This window comes from Enterobacter cloacae complex sp. CDL013, assembly GCF_049238805.1.
Classification (GTDB): domain Bacteria; phylum Pseudomonadota; class Gammaproteobacteria; order Enterobacterales; family Enterobacteriaceae; genus Enterobacter; species Enterobacter hormaechei_C.
Map to the genome: position 1 here is coordinate 86,400 of NZ_JBMKGT010000008.1, position 18,341 is coordinate 104,740.

An 18,341-nucleotide genomic window follows, 5' to 3' on the forward strand; every position below is an offset into this window, starting at 1 on the left:
AGCGTCTTTCGCTCTTGTAGGCCGGATAAGCGCAGCGTCATCCGGCTTTTTCAGACCGCAGGAACACACATGACCACCATCGCCCTTATCGACGACCACCTTATCGTCCGCTCCGGCTTTGCCCAGCTTCTCAACCTCGAACCGGATTTCCAGGTCGTGGCCGAGTTTGGCTCCGGTCGCGAGGCGCTGGCGGGCCTGCCGGGACGCGGGGTGCAGGTCTGTATCTGCGACATTTCGATGCCGGATCTCTCCGGGCTGGAGCTGTTAAGCCAGCTGCCGAAAGGAATGGCGACCATTATGCTCTCGGTCCACGACAGCCCGGCGCTGGTCGAGCAGGCGCTCAACGCGGGGGCGCGCGGGTTCCTCTCAAAACGCTGTAGCCCGGATGAGCTGATCGCCGCCGTGCGCACCGTCTCCACCGGCGGCTGCTACCTGACGCCGGATATCGCCATCAAGCTGGCGGCGGGACGGCAGGATCCACTCACCAGACGCGAGCGTCAGGTGGCAGAGAAACTTGCCCAGGGCATGTCGGTGAAAGAGATTGCCGTAGAGCTGGGGTTGTCGCCAAAGACCGTTCACGTTCATCGCGCCAACCTGATGGAAAAACTCAACGTCAGTAACGATGTCGAGCTGGCGCGCCGTATGTTTGACAGCTGGCAATGAACTCCCTTTTTTCGCGGCTGATCGCCGTTGTCGCCAGCTTTTTTATCTTCTCCGCCGCGTGGTTCTGCCTGTGGAGTATCAGCCTGCATCTGGTGGAACGCCCGGAGTTGGCGGTGCTGCTGTTCCCCTTTGGCCTGCGTCTGGGGCTGATGCTGCAATGCCCGCGCGGCTACTGGCCGGTGCTGCTGGGCGCAGAGTGGCTGATGCTGATCTGGCTGGCGCAGGAAGTGGCGCTGGCGCATCTGCCGTTATTGATGACCGGAAGCCTGCTCACGCTTATCCCGGTCGCCCTGATTTCCCGCTACCGTCACCAGCGCGACTGGCGCACGCTGCTGCGTCAGGGGGCGGCGCTAATTGCCGCCGCGCTGTTGCAGTCCCTGCCGTGGGTGGGTGAAAAGGAGGTGCTTAACGCCCTGCTGCTGACCCTTACCGGCGGCCTGACGCTGGCCCCGACCTGCCTTGTGATCTGGCATTATCTTACAAGCACTGTCTGGCAGCCGCTCGGCCCGGCGCTGGTCTCCCAGCCGGTGAACTGGCGCGCCCGGCATCTCATCTGGTATCTGCTGCTGTTTGTGGTGAGCCTGTGGCTCCAGCTTGGTCTCCCCGCTGAATTATCACGCTTCACGCCGTTTTGTCTGGCGCTGCCGATCATCGCCCTTGCCTGGCACTACGGCTGGCAGGGCGCATTGATCGCCACGCTGATGAACGCCATCGCGCTGATTGCCAGCCAGACCTGGCACGATCATCCGGTAGATTTACTGCTTTCCCTGCTGGCCCAGAGCCTGACCGGGCTGCTGCTCGGCGCGGGCATACAGCGCCTGCGCGAGCTGAACCAGTCCCTGCAAAACGAGCTGGCGCGCAACCGCCGTCTGGCGGAGCGTCTGCTGGAGACGGAAGAGAGCGTGCGGCAAGAGGTTGCCCGCGAGCTGCACGACGACATCGGCCAGACCATCACCGCCATCCGTACCCAGGCGGGCATTGTTCAGCGCCTGGCGGCAGAAAACGCGGGCGTGAAGCAGGGCGGGGCGCATATCGAACAGCTTTCGCTGGGCGTCTATGATTCCGTTCGTCGCCTGTTAGGGCGGCTGCGCCCGCGCCAGCTTGACGATCTCTCCCTGGAGCAGGCGGTACGCTCCCTGATGCGCGAGATGGAGCTGGAAAGCCGCGGCATTGTCAGCCATCTCGACTGGCGAATTAACGAATCTGCGCTGAGCGAAGGCCAGCGCGTAACCCTGTTCCGCGTCTGTCAGGAGGGGCTGAACAATATCGTCAAACATGCCAGTGCCAGCGCGGTCACGATCCAGGGCTGGCAGCAGGACGAGCGCCTGATGCTGGTAATTGAAGACGACGGCTGCGGCCTGCCGCCGGGCTCCGGCCAGCAGGGCTTTGGCCTGGCGGGCATGCGCGAGCGCGTAAAGGCGCTTGGCGGCACGCTGAGCCTCTCCTGCACCCACGGGACGCGCGTCAGCGTCAGTTTGCCGTTAAGGACGCATCATGTTTAAAACCCCCGCCAGCGCCGCCCCGCTAAGCAACAAAGCGGAAATCGACTCCCGCTACCGCTACTGGCGTCGCCATATCCTGATTACCATCTGGCTCGGCTACGCGCTGTTCTACTTTACCCGCAAAAGCTTCAACGCCGCCGCGCCGGAGATCCTCGCGAGCGGCGTGATGACCCGCACCGATATCGGCCTGCTGGCGACGCTGTTTTACATCACCTACGGCCTGTCGAAGTTCTTCTCCGGCATCGTCAGCGATCGCTCCAACGCGCGTTATTTTATGGGCGTCGGGCTGATCGCCACCGGCGTGGTGAATATTCTGTTTGGCTTCTCCACCTCGCTCTGGGCCTTCGCCCTGCTGTGGGCGCTGAACGCCTTTTTCCAGGGCTGGGGCGCGCCGGTCTGCGCGCGTCTGCTCACCGCCTGGTACTCGCGCAACGAGCGTGGCGGCTGGTGGGCGATATGGAACACCGCACATAACGTCGGCGGGGCGCTGATCCCGATGGTGGTGGGTGCCGCGGCGCTGCACTACGGCTGGCGCGCGGGGATGATGATTGCGGGTGGCCTGGCGATTGTCGCCGGGCTGTTCCTCTGCTGGCGCCTGCGCGACAGGCCGCAGACCGTGGGCCTGCCTGCGGTGGGCGACTGGCGGCACGACGAGATGGAGATTGCCCAGCAGCAGGAGGGCGCGGGGCTGACCCGCAGGGAGATCCTCACCAAATACGTGCTGAAAAACCCGTACATCTGGCTGCTGTCGCTCTGCTACGTGCTGGTCTACGTGGTGCGCGCGGCCATCAACGACTGGGGCAATCTGTACATGTCCGAGACGCTCGGCGTGGATCTGGTGACCGCCAACTCGGCGGTGACGATGTTCGAGCTGGGCGGGTTTATCGGCGCGCTGGTGGCGGGCTGGGGCTCGGATAAGCTGTTCAACGGCAACCGCGGCCCGATGAACCTGATCTTTGCCGCCGGGATCTTGCTCTCCGTCGGCTCGCTGTGGCTGATGCCGTTCGCCAGCTACGTCATGCAGGCGGCGTGCTTCTTCACCATCGGCTTCTTCGTGTTTGGCCCGCAGATGCTCATCGGCATGGCGGCGGCGGAGTGCTCGCACAAGGAGGCGGCCGGCGCGGCGACGGGCTTTGTCGGGCTGTTTGCCTACTTGGGCGCATCGCTCTCCGGCTGGCCGCTGGCGCGGGTCATCGACATCTGGCACTGGAGCGGTTTCTTCGCGGTGATCGCCATCGCGGCGGGAATTTCCGCCCTGCTGCTGCTGCCGTTTTTACATGCACAGGCCCCGCGTGAAGCCAGTGTGATGTGATGCGCCTCACCTTTTCACTCCGAGTGGCGCAAAACTAAGAAATTTTCCCGGTTTTACCTGGACGCTGTCTCAGGCATCTCTCCCGGCTGATTTTTACAATGCTGCAAAAATCAGCTCAGGAGTAAACCAACCATGCTGGCCTTCTTAAATCAGGTGCGCAAGCCGACCCTGGATCTGCCGCTCGACGTGCGGCGCAAGATGTGGTTCAAACCGTTCATGCAGTCCTACCTGGTGGTCTTCATCGGCTACCTGACCATGTACCTGATCCGCAAAAACTTTAATATCGCGCAGAACGACATGATCTCCACCTACGGGCTGAGCATGACGCAGCTGGGGATGATTGGCCTGGGCTTCTCCATTACGTACGGCGTGGGGAAAACCGTTGTCTCGTACTATGCAGACGGCAAAAACACCAAGCAGTTCCTGCCGTTTATGCTGATCCTCTCCGCCATCTGTATGCTCGGCTTCAGCGCCAGCATGGGCGCGGGTTCCGTTAGCCTGTTCCTGATGATCGCCTTCTACGCCCTGAGCGGTTTCTTCCAGAGTACCGGCGGGTCGTGCAGCTATTCCACCATTACCAAATGGACCCCGCGCCGCAAGCGTGGTTCCTACCTCGGCATGTGGAACATCTCCCACAACCTCGGCGGGGCGGGCGCGGCTGGCGTAGCGCTGTTCGGCGCAAACTACCTGTTCGACGGCCATGTGATCGGCATGTTTATCTTCCCGTCGATTATCGCCCTGATCGTCGGCTTTATCGGCCTTCGCTACGGCAGCGACTCCCCGGAATCGTACGGCCTCGGCAAAGCCGAAGAGCTGTTCGGCGAGGAGATCAGCGAAGAGGACAAAGAGACCGAAGAGAACGAGATGACCAAATGGCAGATCTTTGTTGAGTACGTGCTGAAAAACAAAGTGATTTGGCTGCTCTGCTTCTCAAACATCTTCCTCTACGTGGTGCGTATCGGCATTGACCAGTGGTCAACCGTGTATGCTTTCCAGGAGCTGAAGCTTTCTAAAGAGGTGGCGATTCAGGGCTTCACCCTGTTCGAAGTGGGCGCGCTGGTCGGCACGCTGCTGTGGGGCTGGCTCTCCGACCTCGCCAACGGCCGTCGCGCGCTGGTGGCCTGCATCGCGCTGGCGTTGATTATCGCCACCCTCGGTGTCTACCAGCACGCCAGCAACCAGTACGTTTACCTCGCATCCCTGTTCGCGCTCGGCTTCCTGGTGTTTGGCCCTCAGCTGCTGATTGGCGTGGCGGCCGTAGGGTTCGTGCCGAAAAAAGCGATCGGCGCCGCCGATGGGATTAAAGGCACCTTCGCCTACCTGATCGGCGACAGCTTCGCCAAGCTGGGCCTGGGGATGATCGCCGACGGCACGCCGATTTTCGGCCTCACCGGCTGGGCGGGCACCTTCGCGGCGCTGGATGCGGCAGCGATCGGCTGTATCGTCCTGATGGCGATGGTCGCGGTGCTGGAAGAACGTAAAATTCGCCGTGAAAATCGCGCGCAGAAATTAAAAACAGCCTGAGTGTGCAGGTAACTTCTTTGCCCGGTGTGTGATGCCGGGCTTTTTTATTTGCACGCCACACCTTTACCCCGCTTTACACACTCACCCTTCTCCATGCTCTACAGTGTTTTTGCTGCCGCCTTTCGTGCAGCCTTAGCCCCTTTTGCTAACGGAGAGCTTGCATGTTAACCCGACGATTGTCCTGCCTGGCGCTGCTGATGGCGCTGGCCTCCCCCGCAATGGCCGCGAATGCACCTACCTACGGCGAGAAGCTGGAAGGTTTTGACTACGGCTGGCCGGTAAAACACTTTACCTTTACCTCGCAGAACCAGCCTCTGGATATGGCTTACCTGGACGTGAAGCCGGAAAAACCCAACGGCCGCACCGCGGTGCTGATGCACGGCAAAAACTTCTGCGCCGGTACCTGGGACGGCACGATCCGCACGCTTTCAGCCAGCGGGTATCGCGTGATCGCACCCGACCAGATCGGCTTCTGCAAATCCACCAAGCCGGAGCATTATCAGTACACCTTCCAGCAGCTGGCGGATAACACCCACGCGCTGCTGAAAACGCTGGGCGTCGATCGCGTCACGGTTATCGGCCACTCGACCGGCGGCATGCTGGCGACCCGCTACGCGCTGATGTGGCCGCAGCAGGTGGAGCAGCTGGTGATGGTGAACCCAATAGGGCTTGAAGACTGGAAAGCGCGCGGCGTGCCGCATATTACGGTCGACCAGTGGTACCAGCGTGAGCTGAAGGTCAGTGCCGACGGCATTCGTCAGTACGAGAAAAATACCTACTATGCCGGAGAGTGGAAGCCGGAATACGAACGCTGGGTGACCATGCTCGCCGGGCTGAACAACGGGCCGGGAAAAGAACGTGTGGCCTGGAACTCGGCGCTGCTCTACGACATGATCTACACCCAGCCGGTGATCTACGAATTTAGCGAACTCAGCATGCCGGTATTATTGATGATCGGCACGAAGGACAACACCGCCATCGGGAAAGATCTCGCCCCGCCTGAGATCCGCAAAACGCTCGGCAACTATGCGGTGCTGGGAAAGGAGACGGCGAAGCGCATCCCGCACGCTACGCTGGTGGAATTTAACGACATGGGCCACGCGCCGCAGATGCAGGATCCTGAGCGCTTCCACGAGGCGCTGCTTAAGGGGCTTCAGGCCCGCTGACTGGTTTGCAGCAACAGCCCGCGCAGCCACGCCTGCGCGGGATTGCGGTGCGTTCTGCCGTGCCAGGCCATGCTCTTGGTAAAGCCTGGCACGGGAACTGGTGTCTCGCAGATGAACATCCCCGTCTGATTTTCCGCGATGCGTGACGGCACGACGGCAATCATATCGCTGAGGGCCAGCACGTCCGGCAGAACCAAAAAGTGGCTCACCGAGAGCCCCACGTGCCGCGTCCGGCCAATTTTCTCCAGCGCGCTATCGGTTACCCCGCGAAAGCCGTCTCCCTCGTAAGAAACCAGCACATGCTCAAGGGCGCAAAATCGGTCTAACGTCATTGGCTCTCCGGCGTTTGGATGATCGGCGCGCATCATGCATACGTACCATTCATCATAAAGCGCACGGCTGTGAAGCTCATCGGGCGTGGTGTGGGGGGTGATAAGCGCTACGTCAATAGCGCCCTGCTCAAGCTGGCTGACAAGGCTACCGGGGGTAACGGGCACCACGCGCACGCGTATGCCAGGCGCCTGTGTTTTAAGGGCGGCGATAAACGGCACAACAACCGCCCGAAGTGCATAATCCGTAGCGGCAAGAGTGAAGGTGAGGCGAGCGGTATTTGGGTCAAAGGCAACGGGCTGAAGCAGCACGTCGATATCCGCGAGAATGCGCTTCACCGGAGCGGCCAGCGCTTCCGCGCGCGTGGTTGGCACCATGCCGTGCGGGGCGCGGATAAAGAGCGGATCGTCGAAGTAGTCCCGCAGGCGGTTGAGCATGCCGCTCACGGCGGGCTGGGTCAGAGCAAGACGCGCCGCCGCGCGGGTGACGCTGCGTTCATCCAGCAGAGCGTCAAGCGTTTTCAGCAGGTTTAGATCCAGCGTGCGCAGATCCGCTTTCATGATGTTTTGCTACCTCTTTTCCGTTCACTATTATGGCGCTGCCCGCTGTCGACGCGTTGCGTTTCCCGCTATGATGGGCGGCTAGTCTAAGGAGAACGCATGGTCTGGATAATGCTGGCAACGCTTGCCGTGGTGTTTGTAGTTGGGTTTCGTGTCCTGACCTCGGATTCCCGCCGCGCCATCAAACGCTTGAGCGAACGGCTGGGTATCACCCCGATGCCGGTAGAATCGATGATCGACCAGTTCGGTAAAACGCCGGGCAATGAGTTTATCCGCTACCTTGAGCGCCCAGACGAAGCGCACCTGCAAAACACCGCCCAGGTCCTGCTTATCTGGCAGGTCTGCATCGTCGACGGGAGCGAAGAGAATCTGCATACCTGGCACCGCATGCTGCGTAAAGCCCGCCTGGCCGCACCGATCACCGATGCGCAAATCCGCCTCGCGCTCGGCTTCATGCGCGAGATAGAGCCCGATCCGCAGGAGCTTGACGCCTTCCAGCTGCGCTATAACCAGCTTTTCCTCCCGGAAGAGGGCGTGTTTTATCTGCACTGATATCACGAAACGTGATGAAGAGTATAAAGCATCGTCATTAGATTTATATCTGCCGCAGGCGCACCATCACTTCATCCACTCGCTGATGAGGTGAACCATGAAACAATCCGCCATTATCTGGCCAAACGACTACCTGCCAGGCACAACCGATAACTTTGCATCCAACGAAATCATCGTCGCCGGGCTGAGCGCAAAAGAGATTTGGGCGCAGCTTAACGACACTACCCTGTGGCCGAACTACTACAGCAACGCCGAAGATATTCGTTTTCACGACGGCAGCGGTCCGGAACTGAGCGCCAACGCCCGCTTCCGCTTTACGACCTTTGGCTTCCCGGTTGAGGCGCAGGTCACGGAGTATGTTCCGCCCGTTGACGGCGAAGCCGCACGGATCGCCTGGCACGGCTGGGTGGAGGGCGATGCCAGCTCGCGTCTGGATGTGATCCACGCCTGGCTGTTTGAAGACTTGCCGGGAAACCGCGTCCGTATTCTGACTCAGGAGTCGCAGAAAGGCGTTCCTGCACAGGAACTTGCTCGCACCGTGCCGAATCCGATGATCAACGGGCACCAGGAGTGGATCGTTGGGCTGGCGAATGCAGCGATGCAAGAAAAGTTGTCGAAACGTTAAATTCGTCACACTTTTGATGATAAACTGCGCGACTTTTCCGCACGTTTTTATCTTCAGGTGATGCCATGACAGAACATATCCAGCCCACAACCAGACCGCAGACCAAAGAGGTGTCGCGCCCCAACTGGTCGGCGGTTTTCTCCGTGGCGTTCTGCGTCGCCTGCCTGATCACCGTCGAGTTTCTACCGGTGAGCCTGCTGACGCCGATGGCGCAGGATCTGGGCATTTCCGAGGGCGTGGCGGGGCAGTCCGTTACCGTCACCGCGTTTGTGGCGATGTTCGCCAGCCTGTTTATCACTCAGGCGATCGGCACCATTGACCGTCGTAAAGTGGTCATTCTGTTCAGCGTGCTGCTGACGCTCTCCTGCCTGCTGGTCTCTTTCGCTGAAAGCTTCACCCTGCTGCTGCTGGGTCGCGCCTGCCTGGGGCTGGGGTTAGGCGGCTTCTGGGCGATGTCCGCCTCGCTGACCATGCGCCTGGTGCCCGCGCGGACGGTGCCGAAGGCCCTGTCCGTCATCTTCGGCGCGGTCTCCATCGCGCTGGTGATTGCCGCGCCGCTGGGCAGCTTCCTCGGCGGGATTATTGGCTGGCGTAACGTCTTTAACGCGGCGGCGGTGATGGGCGTGCTGTGCATTATCTGGGTGTGGAAGGCGCTGCCGTCCCTGTCGGGTGAGGCGGCGCACCACAAACAGAACATGTTCGCGCTGCTGAAACGTCCGGGCGTGCTGGCGGGGATGACCGCCATCTTCATGGCCTTTGCCGGGCAGTTTGCTTTCTTCACCTATATCCGCCCGGTGTATATGACCATGGCGGGCTTTGACGTGGACGGCCTGACGCTGGTGCTCCTGAGCTTCGGTATCGCCAGTTTTGTCGGCACCTCACTGTCGTCTCAGTTCCTGAAGCGCTCCCTGAAAGTGGCGCTGGCGGGTGCCCCGCTGGTGCTGGCGATCAGCGCCGCGGTGCTGGTGTTGTGGGGCAGCGATAAGTGGGTGGCGTCTGCCATCGCGATTATCTGGGGCTTTGCCTTTGCGCTGGTGCCGGTGGGCTGGTCGACGTGGATCACCCGCTCGCTTGCCGATCAGGCGGAAAAAGCCGGGTCGATTCAGGTAGCGGTGATCCAGCTGGCGAACACCTGCGGCGCGGCGGTGGGCGGCGTAGCGCTCGACCATCTGGGGCTGACGTCACCGCTGGTGATTTCCGGCACGCTGATGCTGCTGACGGCGCTGCTGGTGGCGGGGAAGGTTAAGGCGAAGTAGTGCTTTTCTCCCTCTCCCGTGGGAGAGGGTTGGGGTGAGGGCATCAGGCTACGCCGATGCCTTAACCCTTCTGCGTGAATCCATCGAAATCAACACCACCGACGACACAATCAACAGCGTCCCCAGCCAGTCCGGCAGGGTGAATGCCACCCCCAGCAACACCACCGACAGCAGCGCGCTGCTCAGCGGTTCGGCGCAGCTCAGAATGCTCGCTTTCGGCCCGCCGATCATCTGTGCGCCTTTCAGATACAGGCTGAACGTCAGCGCGGTGCCAATCACCACCAGGTAGAAAAACGCCAGCAGCAGGCCGCCGTCGATCACGAAGGTGGTGCCGCGTCCGGCGTAGAACGGCGTCAGCATTAATCCCGCAATCAACATACTCCAGCCGACAATCGGCAGCGTGCCGTAGCGGGCAATCAGCGTCGATGGATAGGTGGTGTAAAACGCCGCGGCAAACGCTGAGGCGATACCGAAGAACAGCGCGGCAGGCGAGATGGAGAGCGACGTCGGGTCGCCGTGGGTGACCAGCAGGAAGGTACCCACAAGCGACGTGAAAATCGCGGATAAGACAAATATGCCGGGACGCGTTTTCCGCGCCAGCGCAAACCATGCCACGATAATGGTCGGCGACAGAAACTGGAGCACGGTGGCCGTCGCAGCGTTGGATTTTTCAATCGTCAGCAGGAAGGTGAGCTGCACGGTGAGCGCGCCAACCAGCGAGAAAAACAGCAGGCTGAGGGCGTCTTTGCGGTTTTTGATGACCGAGAAAATCTTGTCGCCGTGAACGAAGGAGAGCGTCAACAGGATCACGCCGGTAAACAGCAGACGAACCATGGTCAGGTAAGGCGAAGAAATGTGGCTTTTCTCCATGATGTACTGCGCGCAAACCCCGGAACTGCCCCATAAAACGGCGGCGATCAGGACGTTGAGCATCCCTTTGCGTGTGGAACCCATGTTCTCCCCTGTTATGTTGTCGTTAATTCGGTCAACAGCATAGCATGGTTGTGTGCGGCCTGATGCCCTCACCCCGGCCCTCTCCCACGGGGAGAGGGAGCGAACACTAAAAACGGCAACTTTCGTTGCCGTTTTGCTTTTACTTTAGAACCACGCCTCCCACATCGCGCCGACGTTGAAGTCGTCCAGCGTCTCATCTTTGGTGTTGTTCACGCGCGCGGTGCGTTCGTTATCCACCTTGCCGCCGGTCACGTAGAAGCGCAGCATCGGGCGGAACTCCGGCCCCATGGCGATAGACATGTTCTGCGACAGGGTCAGCTTCCAGCCCTTGTTGTCGCCGCCGTTGTCGTAATCCACGTGCTGCCAGCCCGCTTCCAGCCAGGTGGAGTGAACGTCGTTCCACCAGTGCATCGGGCGCACGATGGCATTGTAGTTCTTGCGGTTGTCGGTCTTATCGCGGCTATTGTCGTAATCGTGGAAGGCGAGGATGTACTCCACCTGCGTCGCCTGGGTGAATTTGTACAGCCCTTCGAAGCTGGCGTAGACCGTGGTCAGGTCTTCGGTTTTATTGAACACGCTGTTGTCCGAATTATCGGAGTAGCGGGCGATCACCTTGTTCACGCCGCTGTCGTTGGTGTGGCTCAGCACCACGCCGCCCTGCCAGGCGTTAAGACGCTCGTCGCTCTCTACCGCTTTTGAATCAAAGCCGTAGTTGGCGTACAGCTCCAGATCCAGCGGACCGAGCTTCATGCCGTGGATTTTAGAGGTGGCCGCGTAGTTACCTTTGTCGCCCGTGCCGGACCCGCCGGTACAGGTGATGCGTGACGGGTTCGCTTCGTCTTCCATCACTTCCGGGCTACAGGATTCCACTGCCGCCACGGCAGCGACGTCAAACTGCACGCCGCCGATATCGAAGTTCTTCACCCCGGCGCCCTGACCGTCGTGGTTCATCCAGAAGTAATCGTTGATGCCCTGCTGCGGACGCTGGTGGAAGTCGCGACCCGCCCAGAAGTAGGCGTTCGGGTTGGAGGCCATAATGTTGGTCACGCCGGCGTAGGCTTTCTTGAGGTTAACTTCGTCGCCCCAGTGGTCGATCATCACGTTGATGTCCCAGATGGCGCCGTTTTCGCCCTTGAAGGCTTTAGAGAGCTGGAACTCGCCACCGTTGCCTTCGTTACCCAGACGACCAATGGCGGACGCGCCGTTGTAGGAGCCGTCCACCGCCACGTATTTCTGATCGGCAGCCTGGAAGTGCGCGCCGTAGCGGGCGTAGCCGGTAAATTTAACCCCGAACGGGATCGCCATATCCGGAGATTGCGCCGCGCTCTGCGGCTCGGTCACCACGTCCGCTTTTTTCGCGACCGCCGCATCCATTTTAGCCTGACGCTCGGCCAGGGCTTTATCCACCGCTTTCGCCACAATGGCGTCGATTTGCTCCTGCGTGAATTCCTGAGCGAGGACGGAAATTGGGCAAAGCGCGGCGATAACCGCCATGGTTAATGGAAGTTTTTTAATCGTATTCATGGTTATCTCAATATAGTTTAATTTTATTCAGACAATAACCATCCCGCTCCGATCTGACAGAATATGTCGCTATCATCAGAACAAGTGGATTTCTAGTTTTAGGTACAGAGGTATTACATTAAATTATTTCGCCATAGACTATCTCTGATATAAATGAATAATCTCTTCAGATAATTCACGCGCTAATAGCGAATTCATTAAATGATCCTGCGCGTGCACCATAATTAATGTCATCGGCTGGCGGGCTTCGCCCGCGTCCTGCTCAATCAGTTTGGTCTGCATCTTGTGCGCCTGGCGCGCGTAGCCGTCGGCTTCGCGCAGCAGGCTTTTGGCCTCGTCAAGGTTGCCCTGGCGCGCCGCGTGCAGGGCTTCAAAGCACAGGCTGCGGGACTGACCGGCGTTGACGATAATTTCCATTACGGCTTCTTCTAGTGCGATCATTATCTTTACTCTTTATCAAAACTATTATTTAAGGCGGTAGCGGCAAACCACTCTCCGCTTTTTTTAATGGTGCGCTGCTGCGTCTTTAAATCGAGCTGGATAAATCCGTAGCGATTTTTATACGCATTACACCACGACCAGTTATCAATAAACGTCCACATATGGTAGCCAAGGCAATTGCAGCCTTCGCTAATACCTTTGTGCAGCCACGATAAATGCTCAGAAATAAAATCAATGCGGTATTGATCGTTAATCTGGCCGTTTTCAATAAAGCGCTGCTCATTTTCGACACCCATGCCGTTTTCCGAAATAAAGCAGCGGGGGTTGCCGTAATGGTCGCGCAGGTTAACCAGAATATCGTAAATACCCGGCTCGTAGATTTCCCAGCCGCGGTACGGGTTCATCTTGCGGCCCGGCATCTCGTAATTATCAAAGAACCACTCCGGCATAAACGGCGCCTGCGGGTTCACCGCGCTGTCGCGACACTTCACGCGACGCGGCTGATAGTAGTTAATGCCGAGCAGGTCGATTTTCCCTTCCGCAATCAGGAAACCGTCTTCCGGCTTGCAGGCGAGCAGCTGGTCGTAAGATTTCAGCAGCGCCACCAGATCCGCCGGGTATTCGCCGCGCAGGACCGGGTCGAGGAAGCTGCGGTTAAACATTAGATCCGCAACGTGCGCCGCCTTCACGTCTGCCGGGTTCTGCGAACGCGGATACGACGGCGTCAGGTTCAGCACGATGCCGATCTCCCCCGCGTAGTGCCCGGCGCGGTAGGCCTGAACCGCCTTCGCATGGGCCAGCACCGTGTGATACGCCACGGTGGCCGCCCGGCGGAAATCCACTACGTTGGGGTAGTGGAAGTCATACAGATAACCGCCTTCCACCGGCACGATCGGCTCGTTGAAGGTAAACCAGTGCAGCACGCGGTCGCCGAACAGCTCGAAGCATATCTGTGCATAACGGGCGTACGCGTCCACTACGTCACGGTTTTCCCAGCCGCCAATTTCCTGCATCGCCATCGGCATGTCGAAATGGAACAGGGTGATAAACGGCGTGATGCCCTGTTCATTCAGCTCATCAATGACCTGATTATAAAAATCGACCGCGTCCGGGTTCACTTCACCGATACCGTCGGGGATCAGGCGCGCCCAGCTAATCGAGGTACGAAAGCTGTTGTGGTTCAGCTGTTTTAACAGCTGAATGTCCGTTTTCCAGTGCTGATAAAACGTGGAGGTGTGCTGCGGCCCCACGCCGTTGTGAAAACGGTTCGGCTCGCGGGCAAACCAGTAGTCCCACGTGGTTTCACCCTCTCGTGTCCCTTCCGTCTGGAGAGCGGAGCTTGCGCTGCCCCACCAGAAGTTATCGGGAAATGCGTATTTCATGACCCTTCCTCTTTGACTTAATTGCTTGTGGCTTCAGCGGCACCCACGGTTGCAGCCTGGGCTTTCTGCTCTTCGTTTTTAATCAGCGTACGCTCATAGGCGCGCAGGAACGGCAGGTACATCAGCGCCGACATCACCATGCAGACGAGGCACATCACCACCGGGCTCAGCGCCCAGTTCGCCGCCCACGAGGCGCCAATCGGCGCGGGCGTGGTCCACGGGGTTAACGAAACCACCTGAGCCAGCCAGCCGAGTTTAGTTGCGCCGTACGCCAGGCAGGCGTTGACCAGCGGAACGAACACGAACGGGATAAACAGCATCGGGTTCATGATGATCGGCGCGCCGAACAGAATCGGTTCGTTGATGTTAAAGAAGCTTGGCACAACGCCCATTTTGCCGATGGTGCGCAGATGGGTAACGCGGCTACGCAGCAGGAGGAACGCCAGCGGCAGGGTCGAGCCTACGCCGCCAATCAGCAGGTAGTGATCCCAGAAACCTTGCAGATAAACGTGCGGCAGCGCCGCGCCCGCCGCCAGTGCCGCCTGGTTTGCAGAGAGGTTCGCCATCCAGAACGGGTTCATGATGCCGGTGACAATCAGCGAGCCGTGGATACCCGCGAACCAGAAGATCTGGCACAGCAGCACGGAGAGCAGAATCGCGGGCAGGGAGTCAGACGCCGAGACCAGCGGCTCCAGCAGGTGCATGATCGCCTGCGGGATAATCATGCCGGTCTGCGCTTCAATGAACAGGTTCAGCGGGTGCAGCGTCCCGATCACCACCATCACCGGGATCAGGATCTCAAACGAACGCGCCACGCCGGTCGGCACCTCTTTCGGCAGGCGGATGGTGACGTTGTTCTGCTTCAGCCACGCGTACACGCGGGTGGAGTAGATCGCGGTGATAAGCGCAGTGAAGATCCCCTGGCCGGAGAGATACTGGGTCGAAATTTTGCCATCGGCATAGGGTGCTGCGACCAGCAGGAAGGCCATAAAGGCCAGCAGGCCGGACATCACCGGATCGAGGTTAAACTGACGCCCCAGGCTCGCCCCAATCCCCACCGAGATGAAGAAGGTCATCACGCCCATGCTGAGGTTAAAGGGCAGCATCAGCTGTTCGCGGTAGGTCTCGGAGAAATCCAGCCAGCCGCGGGCGAAGCTGTTGGTGGTATCCGCCGAAAACGGCGGGAAGATAAACACCAGCATAAACGAGCCGATGATCATAAACGGCAGCGCGGCGGTAAAGCCGTCGCGGATGGCAATCACATACTTTTGCTGACCCAGCTTCGCGGCCAGCGGGGTAATTGATTGCTCAATGACCGCGACCATAGATTGATATAACGAACTCATGTGAACACCTTTTAGTGTGCCGCTTCGATAAGCGACAGAGCATAGTCCAGTACTTTATCGCCACGCTGCATGCCGTAATCCATCATGTCGATGGGCTGCACCGGAATGCCTTGCGTCGCTGCCTTGTCTGAGAGTGTCTTTAACATGTATTTCACTTGCGGTCCGAGAAGCACCACCTGATAGTGCGGAAACTGCGTATCAAATTCGGATACGCCATACGCATCTATCTTCACGGGTAAGCCCCGTTCTTTTGCAACATCGATCATTTTGCTGACCAGCAGGCTGGTGGACATCCCGGCAGAGCAGCACAGCATAATCTTGAACATCGACAACCATCCTCAAAATGTAAAAAGTTATTGCGAGGATGATTGGACATGATACGGAAACCGGTTTCCATTTATAAAAGACAGAACTGTGACAACCATCAAGATCCCTTACTTATGAGGCTAATTAACCGGATGTGGGTCACATAATTTGGCTGTTTTGGCATCAATTTGAGTGGAAACGGAAAATCGGTTTCCATGGAAAACGGAAACGGATATACTCCGTTCTGGCTATAATGTGAGCCGTAGCGGTGATGGAAATTACAGACGCCAGTTGCGTCTGACAGGGGAGAGAGATGTCTACAATCAACGATGTATCGCGTCTGGCCGGGGTGTCCAAAGCCACGGTATCACGGGTGTTGAGCGGGTCGCGTGGCGTTAAAGAAGCCAGCCGCCAGGCTGTTCTGAAAGCGGTGGACGAGCTGAACTATCGTCCCAACGTGATCGCCCAGTCGCTGCTCAGCCAGTCGACGGGCTGCATTGGGGTGATTTGCGCGCAGGAAAACATTAACCAGACCACCGGTTACCTGTACGCGCTGGAAAAACACCTCAGCCAGCATCAAAAACATCTGCTGCTGCGTTTCGCACACACGAAAACAGAAGTGATGAACGCCCTTGAAGAACTCTCCTGCGGCTTATGTGATGACATTCTGGTGATTGGCGCGCGTTTCCCGCTGGACGTGGACATGGACAACGTGATTCTGGTCGACTGTATGGAAGCCGATAACGCCAACAGCATTCAGTTCGATCACGCGTTCGCGGCTGAAACGGCCTGCAACTATCTCACCAGCCAGGGGCGTCGCCAGATAGCGCTCATCCACCCGCACGGCAGCGGCTTTGCCGATCAGGTGCTGTTGGGTTACAAACATGCGCTGGAGAAAAACTTCCTGCCCTTTAATCGCAACCTCGTGTTTATGGACGCAACTTCATCGTCCGTTGCGCTTCAGGAATTACTCAACAACGCGTCCACGCTGAACTTCAACGCGCTGCTGGTGGCGGATGAGCAGGAAGCCCAGCGGGTGATCCCGCAGTTACAGGCGTTTAATAAATCGGTACCGGAAGACATCATGGTCTTTAGCCTCGGCGGTTCGCTGCATCTGCCGGGTATCCCGGTGATCCCGGCCATTGAGTATTCCATGGACGCCATGGCGGCGCGTATCGTGAGCTGGCTGACAGAGAAAACGCAGATGCTGGGGTCCTACGTGCTGCGCGGGGATTTAATTATTCCAGATGTGCGGAAGCGTTAAACGTGTAATGTAGGCCGGGTAAGCGCAGCGCCACCCGGCGCTCAACCCTCAGTAATCTTCCATACAATCCACCTGACTGACTGCATCCCAGTAGGCGTCCAGGTTGTCACGCTTCACGGCGGTGATGGCGTTTTTGATCAGCAGCTGATTGGCCTCAGACGACAAAATCATCGCCTGCCAGGCCTTATCGTTCTGCTTTTTCTGCGGGGTACAGGTTTTCTTTACATCTTTCAGGACCTGCTGTTTTATCTGGGCCTCTTTCTCCGGAGCGCTCTTCTCCTGCGCGTGAACAAACGCAGCGAAAATCAGGCAAACGAGCAGGCAAACCAGGTGTGCAGATTTCATCGAAACCTCCTTTGAAAGTCACATGCTTCCCCTGAAATATATCGTTACATTCATCAACGCGATTCAAGCCAAAAGTATGAATTTACGCATTCTGCGTGCGGGATCCGATCGCCAGTGCAATGCCATAGCTTACTAACACCGCGAGACTCATTTTCAGCATCGTTTCTCCGCCGATACCCGCGAGAGGCGCTGCGATCCCGCCGAATAAAAACATCAGCATGCCCAGAATGGCTGACGCTGTGCCGGACTCCTTCGTGTCGACTGCGCTCATCGCTTCTGAACCCGCAATGGTGCTGATCCCGCTGTTAAATGCGACGGTGAAAAAGAGTGCAACCAGTGCCGGAACGGAAAGCTGCATCCACGCAAAGAGCAATGTCAGCCCCGCGCAGGACAACGCCAGAACGAGGCCTGTTCGCATCAATCTTTCCGCCAGATGGCGGCGTGCCAGACGGGAGAAAATCAGCGCTGAGACGATCAGGCCGATACCGTTCACACCGAACAGCAGGCTGAACTGCATGGCGCTCAGGCCATACTCGTTTTGCATCACAAAGGAGGATGCCCCGATATAGGCGAACAGCCCCGCCAGCATGAAGGCCTGGATCAGGCAGTAGCGCATAAAGCGACGATTTTTAAGTACCGTCCTGGCGGTTTGCGTCAGCGATCCCCTGCCCTGTTTCTCTGTGAGGGACTCGCGGATAAAAAGCTGGCTGGCGATCAGCAGCGCCAGACCCGCCCCTGCCATTACCCAGAACAGCATCCGCCAGTCGAAATGCGACGCGATATAGCCACCGAGTACCGGGGACACCACGGGCGCGATGCCGTTGACCGTCATCAGTAGGGCAAAAAACTGTGTTAGCATCGTGCCATGATAGTTATCGCGGGCGATGGAGCGGGCAAGTACGGAGCCGCCCGCCCCGGCAACGCCCTGCACAAATCGCCAGCCGATCAGGGCGTAAATATTCTGCGTGCTGGCGCAAAGCACTGAAGCCAGTACAAACAGCAAAAGTGAGAACAGCAGCGGCGTTTTACGTCCGATGCGATCGCTTAGCGGGCCGAAAAAGAGTTGTCCCAGCCCCAGGCCAATCAGCGCCGAGGTAAGAGAAAGCTGCGTCAGCGTTGTGGAGGTGTTGAGCTGGGTGGCGATCTCCGGCAGCGCCGGAAGATAAAAATCGGAACACAGCGGCCCGATCGCCGTCAGCAGGCCAAGGATGGCCGCGAAAGAAAAAGAGACTTTTGCCATAGGTATTTACTCTGATGGCCGGGCAACGTTGCGCCGCCCGGCAGTGATG

At 58.6% G+C, this 18,341-nt stretch carries 18 protein-coding genes; 9 read left to right on the forward strand and 9 right to left on the reverse strand.

Annotation, left to right across the window (positions count from 1 at the left end; all coding sequences use genetic code 11):
- The first annotated feature begins 69 nt into the window (after window positions 1–69).
- From uhpA to ACOTXD_RS17410, 5 genes are all read left to right on the forward strand, one after another.
- On the forward strand, window positions 70–663 hold the full coding sequence (gene uhpA, locus ACOTXD_RS17390) for a transcriptional regulator UhpA (protein WP_003861054.1): 594 nt from the start codon (window positions 70–72) through the stop codon (window positions 661–663).
- Window positions 660–2,165 carry a signal transduction histidine-protein kinase/phosphatase UhpB gene (gene uhpB / locus ACOTXD_RS17395; RefSeq protein WP_003861052.1) on the forward strand — a complete coding sequence of 502 codons (1,506 nt, stop codon included), beginning with the start codon at window positions 660–662 and terminating at the stop codon, window positions 2,163–2,165. Before uhpA ends, uhpB begins: the two co-directional genes overlap by 4 nt.
- Window positions 2,158–3,477 (forward strand): MFS transporter, encoded by a 1,320-nt coding sequence (locus tag ACOTXD_RS17400; protein WP_061856895.1) that lies wholly within the window; start codon window positions 2,158–2,160, stop codon window positions 3,475–3,477. The genes uhpB and ACOTXD_RS17400 overlap by 8 nt, the downstream gene beginning before the upstream one ends.
- A gap of 132 nt (window positions 3,478–3,609) precedes the next feature.
- Window positions 3,610–5,001 carry a hexose-6-phosphate:phosphate antiporter gene (uhpT, locus tag ACOTXD_RS17405; RefSeq protein WP_003861048.1) on the forward strand — a complete coding sequence of 464 codons (1,392 nt, stop codon included), beginning with the start codon at window positions 3,610–3,612 and terminating at the stop codon, window positions 4,999–5,001.
- A gap of 161 nt (window positions 5,002–5,162) precedes the next feature.
- Complete coding sequence (locus tag ACOTXD_RS17410) at window positions 5,163–6,167, forward strand: alpha/beta fold hydrolase (RefSeq protein WP_061856894.1); 1,005 nt, start codon at window positions 5,163–5,165, stop codon at window positions 6,165–6,167.
- Here ACOTXD_RS17410 and ACOTXD_RS17415 read toward each other — a convergent pair.
- Window positions 6,155–7,057 (reverse strand): LysR family transcriptional regulator, encoded by a 903-nt coding sequence (locus ACOTXD_RS17415; protein ID WP_061856893.1) that lies wholly within the window; start codon window positions 7,055–7,057, stop codon window positions 6,155–6,157. The two genes, ACOTXD_RS17410 and ACOTXD_RS17415, sit on opposite strands and share 13 nt — an antisense overlap.
- 99 nt (window positions 7,058–7,156) lie before the next feature.
- Here ACOTXD_RS17415 and ACOTXD_RS17420 point away from each other — a divergent pair, with 99 nt between their 5' ends.
- From ACOTXD_RS17420 to nepI, 3 genes are all read left to right on the forward strand, one after another.
- Entirely contained in the window at window positions 7,157–7,609 is a 453-nt protein-coding gene (locus tag ACOTXD_RS17420) for a DUF1198 domain-containing protein (protein ID WP_061856892.1), read from the forward strand.
- A gap of 97 nt (window positions 7,610–7,706) precedes the next feature.
- Window positions 7,707–8,234, forward strand: coding sequence for an SRPBCC domain-containing protein (locus ACOTXD_RS17425; RefSeq protein WP_003861040.1), 528 nt, complete (start codon window positions 7,707–7,709; stop codon window positions 8,232–8,234).
- Between the two features lie 65 nt (window positions 8,235–8,299).
- On the forward strand, window positions 8,300–9,490 hold the full coding sequence (gene nepI / locus ACOTXD_RS17430; RefSeq protein WP_061856891.1) for a purine ribonucleoside efflux pump NepI: 1,191 nt from the start codon (window positions 8,300–8,302) through the stop codon (window positions 9,488–9,490).
- A 48-nt stretch (window positions 9,491–9,538) separates the two neighbouring features.
- Here the strand turns inward: nepI and ACOTXD_RS17435 are convergent, their stop codons facing one another.
- The 6 genes from ACOTXD_RS17435 to ACOTXD_RS17460 form a co-directional block, all read right to left on the reverse strand.
- Entirely contained in the window at window positions 9,539–10,444 is a 906-nt protein-coding gene (locus ACOTXD_RS17435; RefSeq protein ID WP_023315096.1) for an EamA family transporter, read from the reverse strand.
- A 144-nt stretch (window positions 10,445–10,588) separates the two neighbouring features.
- Complete coding sequence (locus ACOTXD_RS17440; protein ID WP_022650103.1) at window positions 10,589–11,968, reverse strand: carbohydrate porin; 1,380 nt, start codon at window positions 11,966–11,968, stop codon at window positions 10,589–10,591.
- A 138-nt stretch (window positions 11,969–12,106) separates the two neighbouring features.
- Window positions 12,107–12,409, reverse strand: coding sequence for a PTS lactose/cellobiose transporter subunit IIA (locus ACOTXD_RS17445; RefSeq protein ID WP_014168006.1), 303 nt, complete (start codon window positions 12,407–12,409; stop codon window positions 12,107–12,109).
- 5 nt (window positions 12,410–12,414) lie between these two features.
- The gene (locus ACOTXD_RS17450) at window positions 12,415–13,791 is read right to left on the reverse strand and encodes a glycoside hydrolase family 1 protein (RefSeq protein WP_061856890.1); all 1,377 of its coding nucleotides are present in this window, start codon (window positions 13,789–13,791) and stop codon (window positions 12,415–12,417) included.
- 17 nt (window positions 13,792–13,808) lie between these two features.
- A complete protein-coding gene (locus ACOTXD_RS17455) occupies window positions 13,809–15,137 on the reverse strand; it encodes a PTS cellobiose transporter subunit IIC (RefSeq protein ID WP_003861036.1) in 1,329 nt (442 codons plus the stop codon).
- 11 nt (window positions 15,138–15,148) lie between these two features.
- The gene (locus tag ACOTXD_RS17460; RefSeq protein ID WP_003861034.1) at window positions 15,149–15,463 is read right to left on the reverse strand and encodes a PTS sugar transporter subunit IIB; all 315 of its coding nucleotides are present in this window, start codon (window positions 15,461–15,463) and stop codon (window positions 15,149–15,151) included.
- 293 nt (window positions 15,464–15,756) lie between these two features.
- Here ACOTXD_RS17460 and ACOTXD_RS17465 point away from each other — a divergent pair, with 293 nt between their 5' ends.
- Complete coding sequence (locus tag ACOTXD_RS17465; protein ID WP_003861033.1) at window positions 15,757–16,707, forward strand: LacI family DNA-binding transcriptional regulator; 951 nt, start codon at window positions 15,757–15,759, stop codon at window positions 16,705–16,707.
- 48 nt (window positions 16,708–16,755) lie between these two features.
- Here ACOTXD_RS17465 and ACOTXD_RS17470 read toward each other — a convergent pair whose 3' ends face one another.
- Window positions 16,756–17,052 (reverse strand): YicS family protein, encoded by a 297-nt coding sequence (locus tag ACOTXD_RS17470; protein ID WP_023315098.1) that lies wholly within the window; start codon window positions 17,050–17,052, stop codon window positions 16,756–16,758.
- 82 nt (window positions 17,053–17,134) lie between these two features.
- Complete coding sequence (locus tag ACOTXD_RS17475) at window positions 17,135–18,292, reverse strand: multidrug effflux MFS transporter (protein WP_022650105.1); 1,158 nt, start codon at window positions 18,290–18,292, stop codon at window positions 17,135–17,137.
- Window positions 18,293–18,341: the final 49 nt, after the last annotated feature.

Excerpts from the sequence above, each read along its gene's own strand:
- uhpA (WP_003861054.1), top strand. The coding sequence starts at position 70 with ATGACCACCATCGCCCTTATCGACGACCACCTTATCGTCCGCTCCGGC.
- uhpB (WP_003861052.1), top strand. The coding sequence starts at position 660 with ATGAACTCCCTTTTTTCGCGGCTGATCGCCGTTGTCGCCAGCTTTTTT.
- ACOTXD_RS17400 (WP_061856895.1), top strand. The coding sequence starts at position 2,158 with ATGTTTAAAACCCCCGCCAGCGCCGCCCCGCTAAGCAACAAAGCGGAA.
- uhpT (WP_003861048.1), top strand. The coding sequence starts at position 3,610 with ATGCTGGCCTTCTTAAATCAGGTGCGCAAGCCGACCCTGGATCTGCCG.
- ACOTXD_RS17410 (WP_061856894.1), top strand. The coding sequence starts at position 5,163 with ATGTTAACCCGACGATTGTCCTGCCTGGCGCTGCTGATGGCGCTGGCC.
- ACOTXD_RS17415 (WP_061856893.1), bottom strand. The coding sequence starts at position 7,057 with ATGAAAGCGGATCTGCGCACGCTGGATCTAAACCTGCTGAAAACGCTT.
- ACOTXD_RS17420 (WP_061856892.1), top strand. The coding sequence starts at position 7,157 with ATGGTCTGGATAATGCTGGCAACGCTTGCCGTGGTGTTTGTAGTTGGG.
- ACOTXD_RS17425 (WP_003861040.1), top strand. The coding sequence starts at position 7,707 with ATGAAACAATCCGCCATTATCTGGCCAAACGACTACCTGCCAGGCACA.
- nepI (WP_061856891.1), top strand. The coding sequence starts at position 8,300 with ATGACAGAACATATCCAGCCCACAACCAGACCGCAGACCAAAGAGGTG.
- ACOTXD_RS17435 (WP_023315096.1), bottom strand. The coding sequence starts at position 10,444 with ATGGGTTCCACACGCAAAGGGATGCTCAACGTCCTGATCGCCGCCGTT.
- ACOTXD_RS17440 (WP_022650103.1), bottom strand. The coding sequence starts at position 11,968 with ATGAATACGATTAAAAAACTTCCATTAACCATGGCGGTTATCGCCGCG.
- ACOTXD_RS17445 (WP_014168006.1), bottom strand. The coding sequence starts at position 12,409 with ATGATCGCACTAGAAGAAGCCGTAATGGAAATTATCGTCAACGCCGGT.
- ACOTXD_RS17450 (WP_061856890.1), bottom strand. The coding sequence starts at position 13,791 with ATGAAATACGCATTTCCCGATAACTTCTGGTGGGGCAGCGCAAGCTCC.
- ACOTXD_RS17455 (WP_003861036.1), bottom strand. The coding sequence starts at position 15,137 with ATGAGTTCGTTATATCAATCTATGGTCGCGGTCATTGAGCAATCAATT.
- ACOTXD_RS17460 (WP_003861034.1), bottom strand. The coding sequence starts at position 15,463 with ATGTTCAAGATTATGCTGTGCTGCTCTGCCGGGATGTCCACCAGCCTG.
- ACOTXD_RS17465 (WP_003861033.1), top strand. The coding sequence starts at position 15,757 with ATGTCTACAATCAACGATGTATCGCGTCTGGCCGGGGTGTCCAAAGCC.
- ACOTXD_RS17470 (WP_023315098.1), bottom strand. The coding sequence starts at position 17,052 with ATGAAATCTGCACACCTGGTTTGCCTGCTCGTTTGCCTGATTTTCGCT.
- ACOTXD_RS17475 (WP_022650105.1), bottom strand. The coding sequence starts at position 18,292 with ATGGCAAAAGTCTCTTTTTCTTTCGCGGCCATCCTTGGCCTGCTGACG.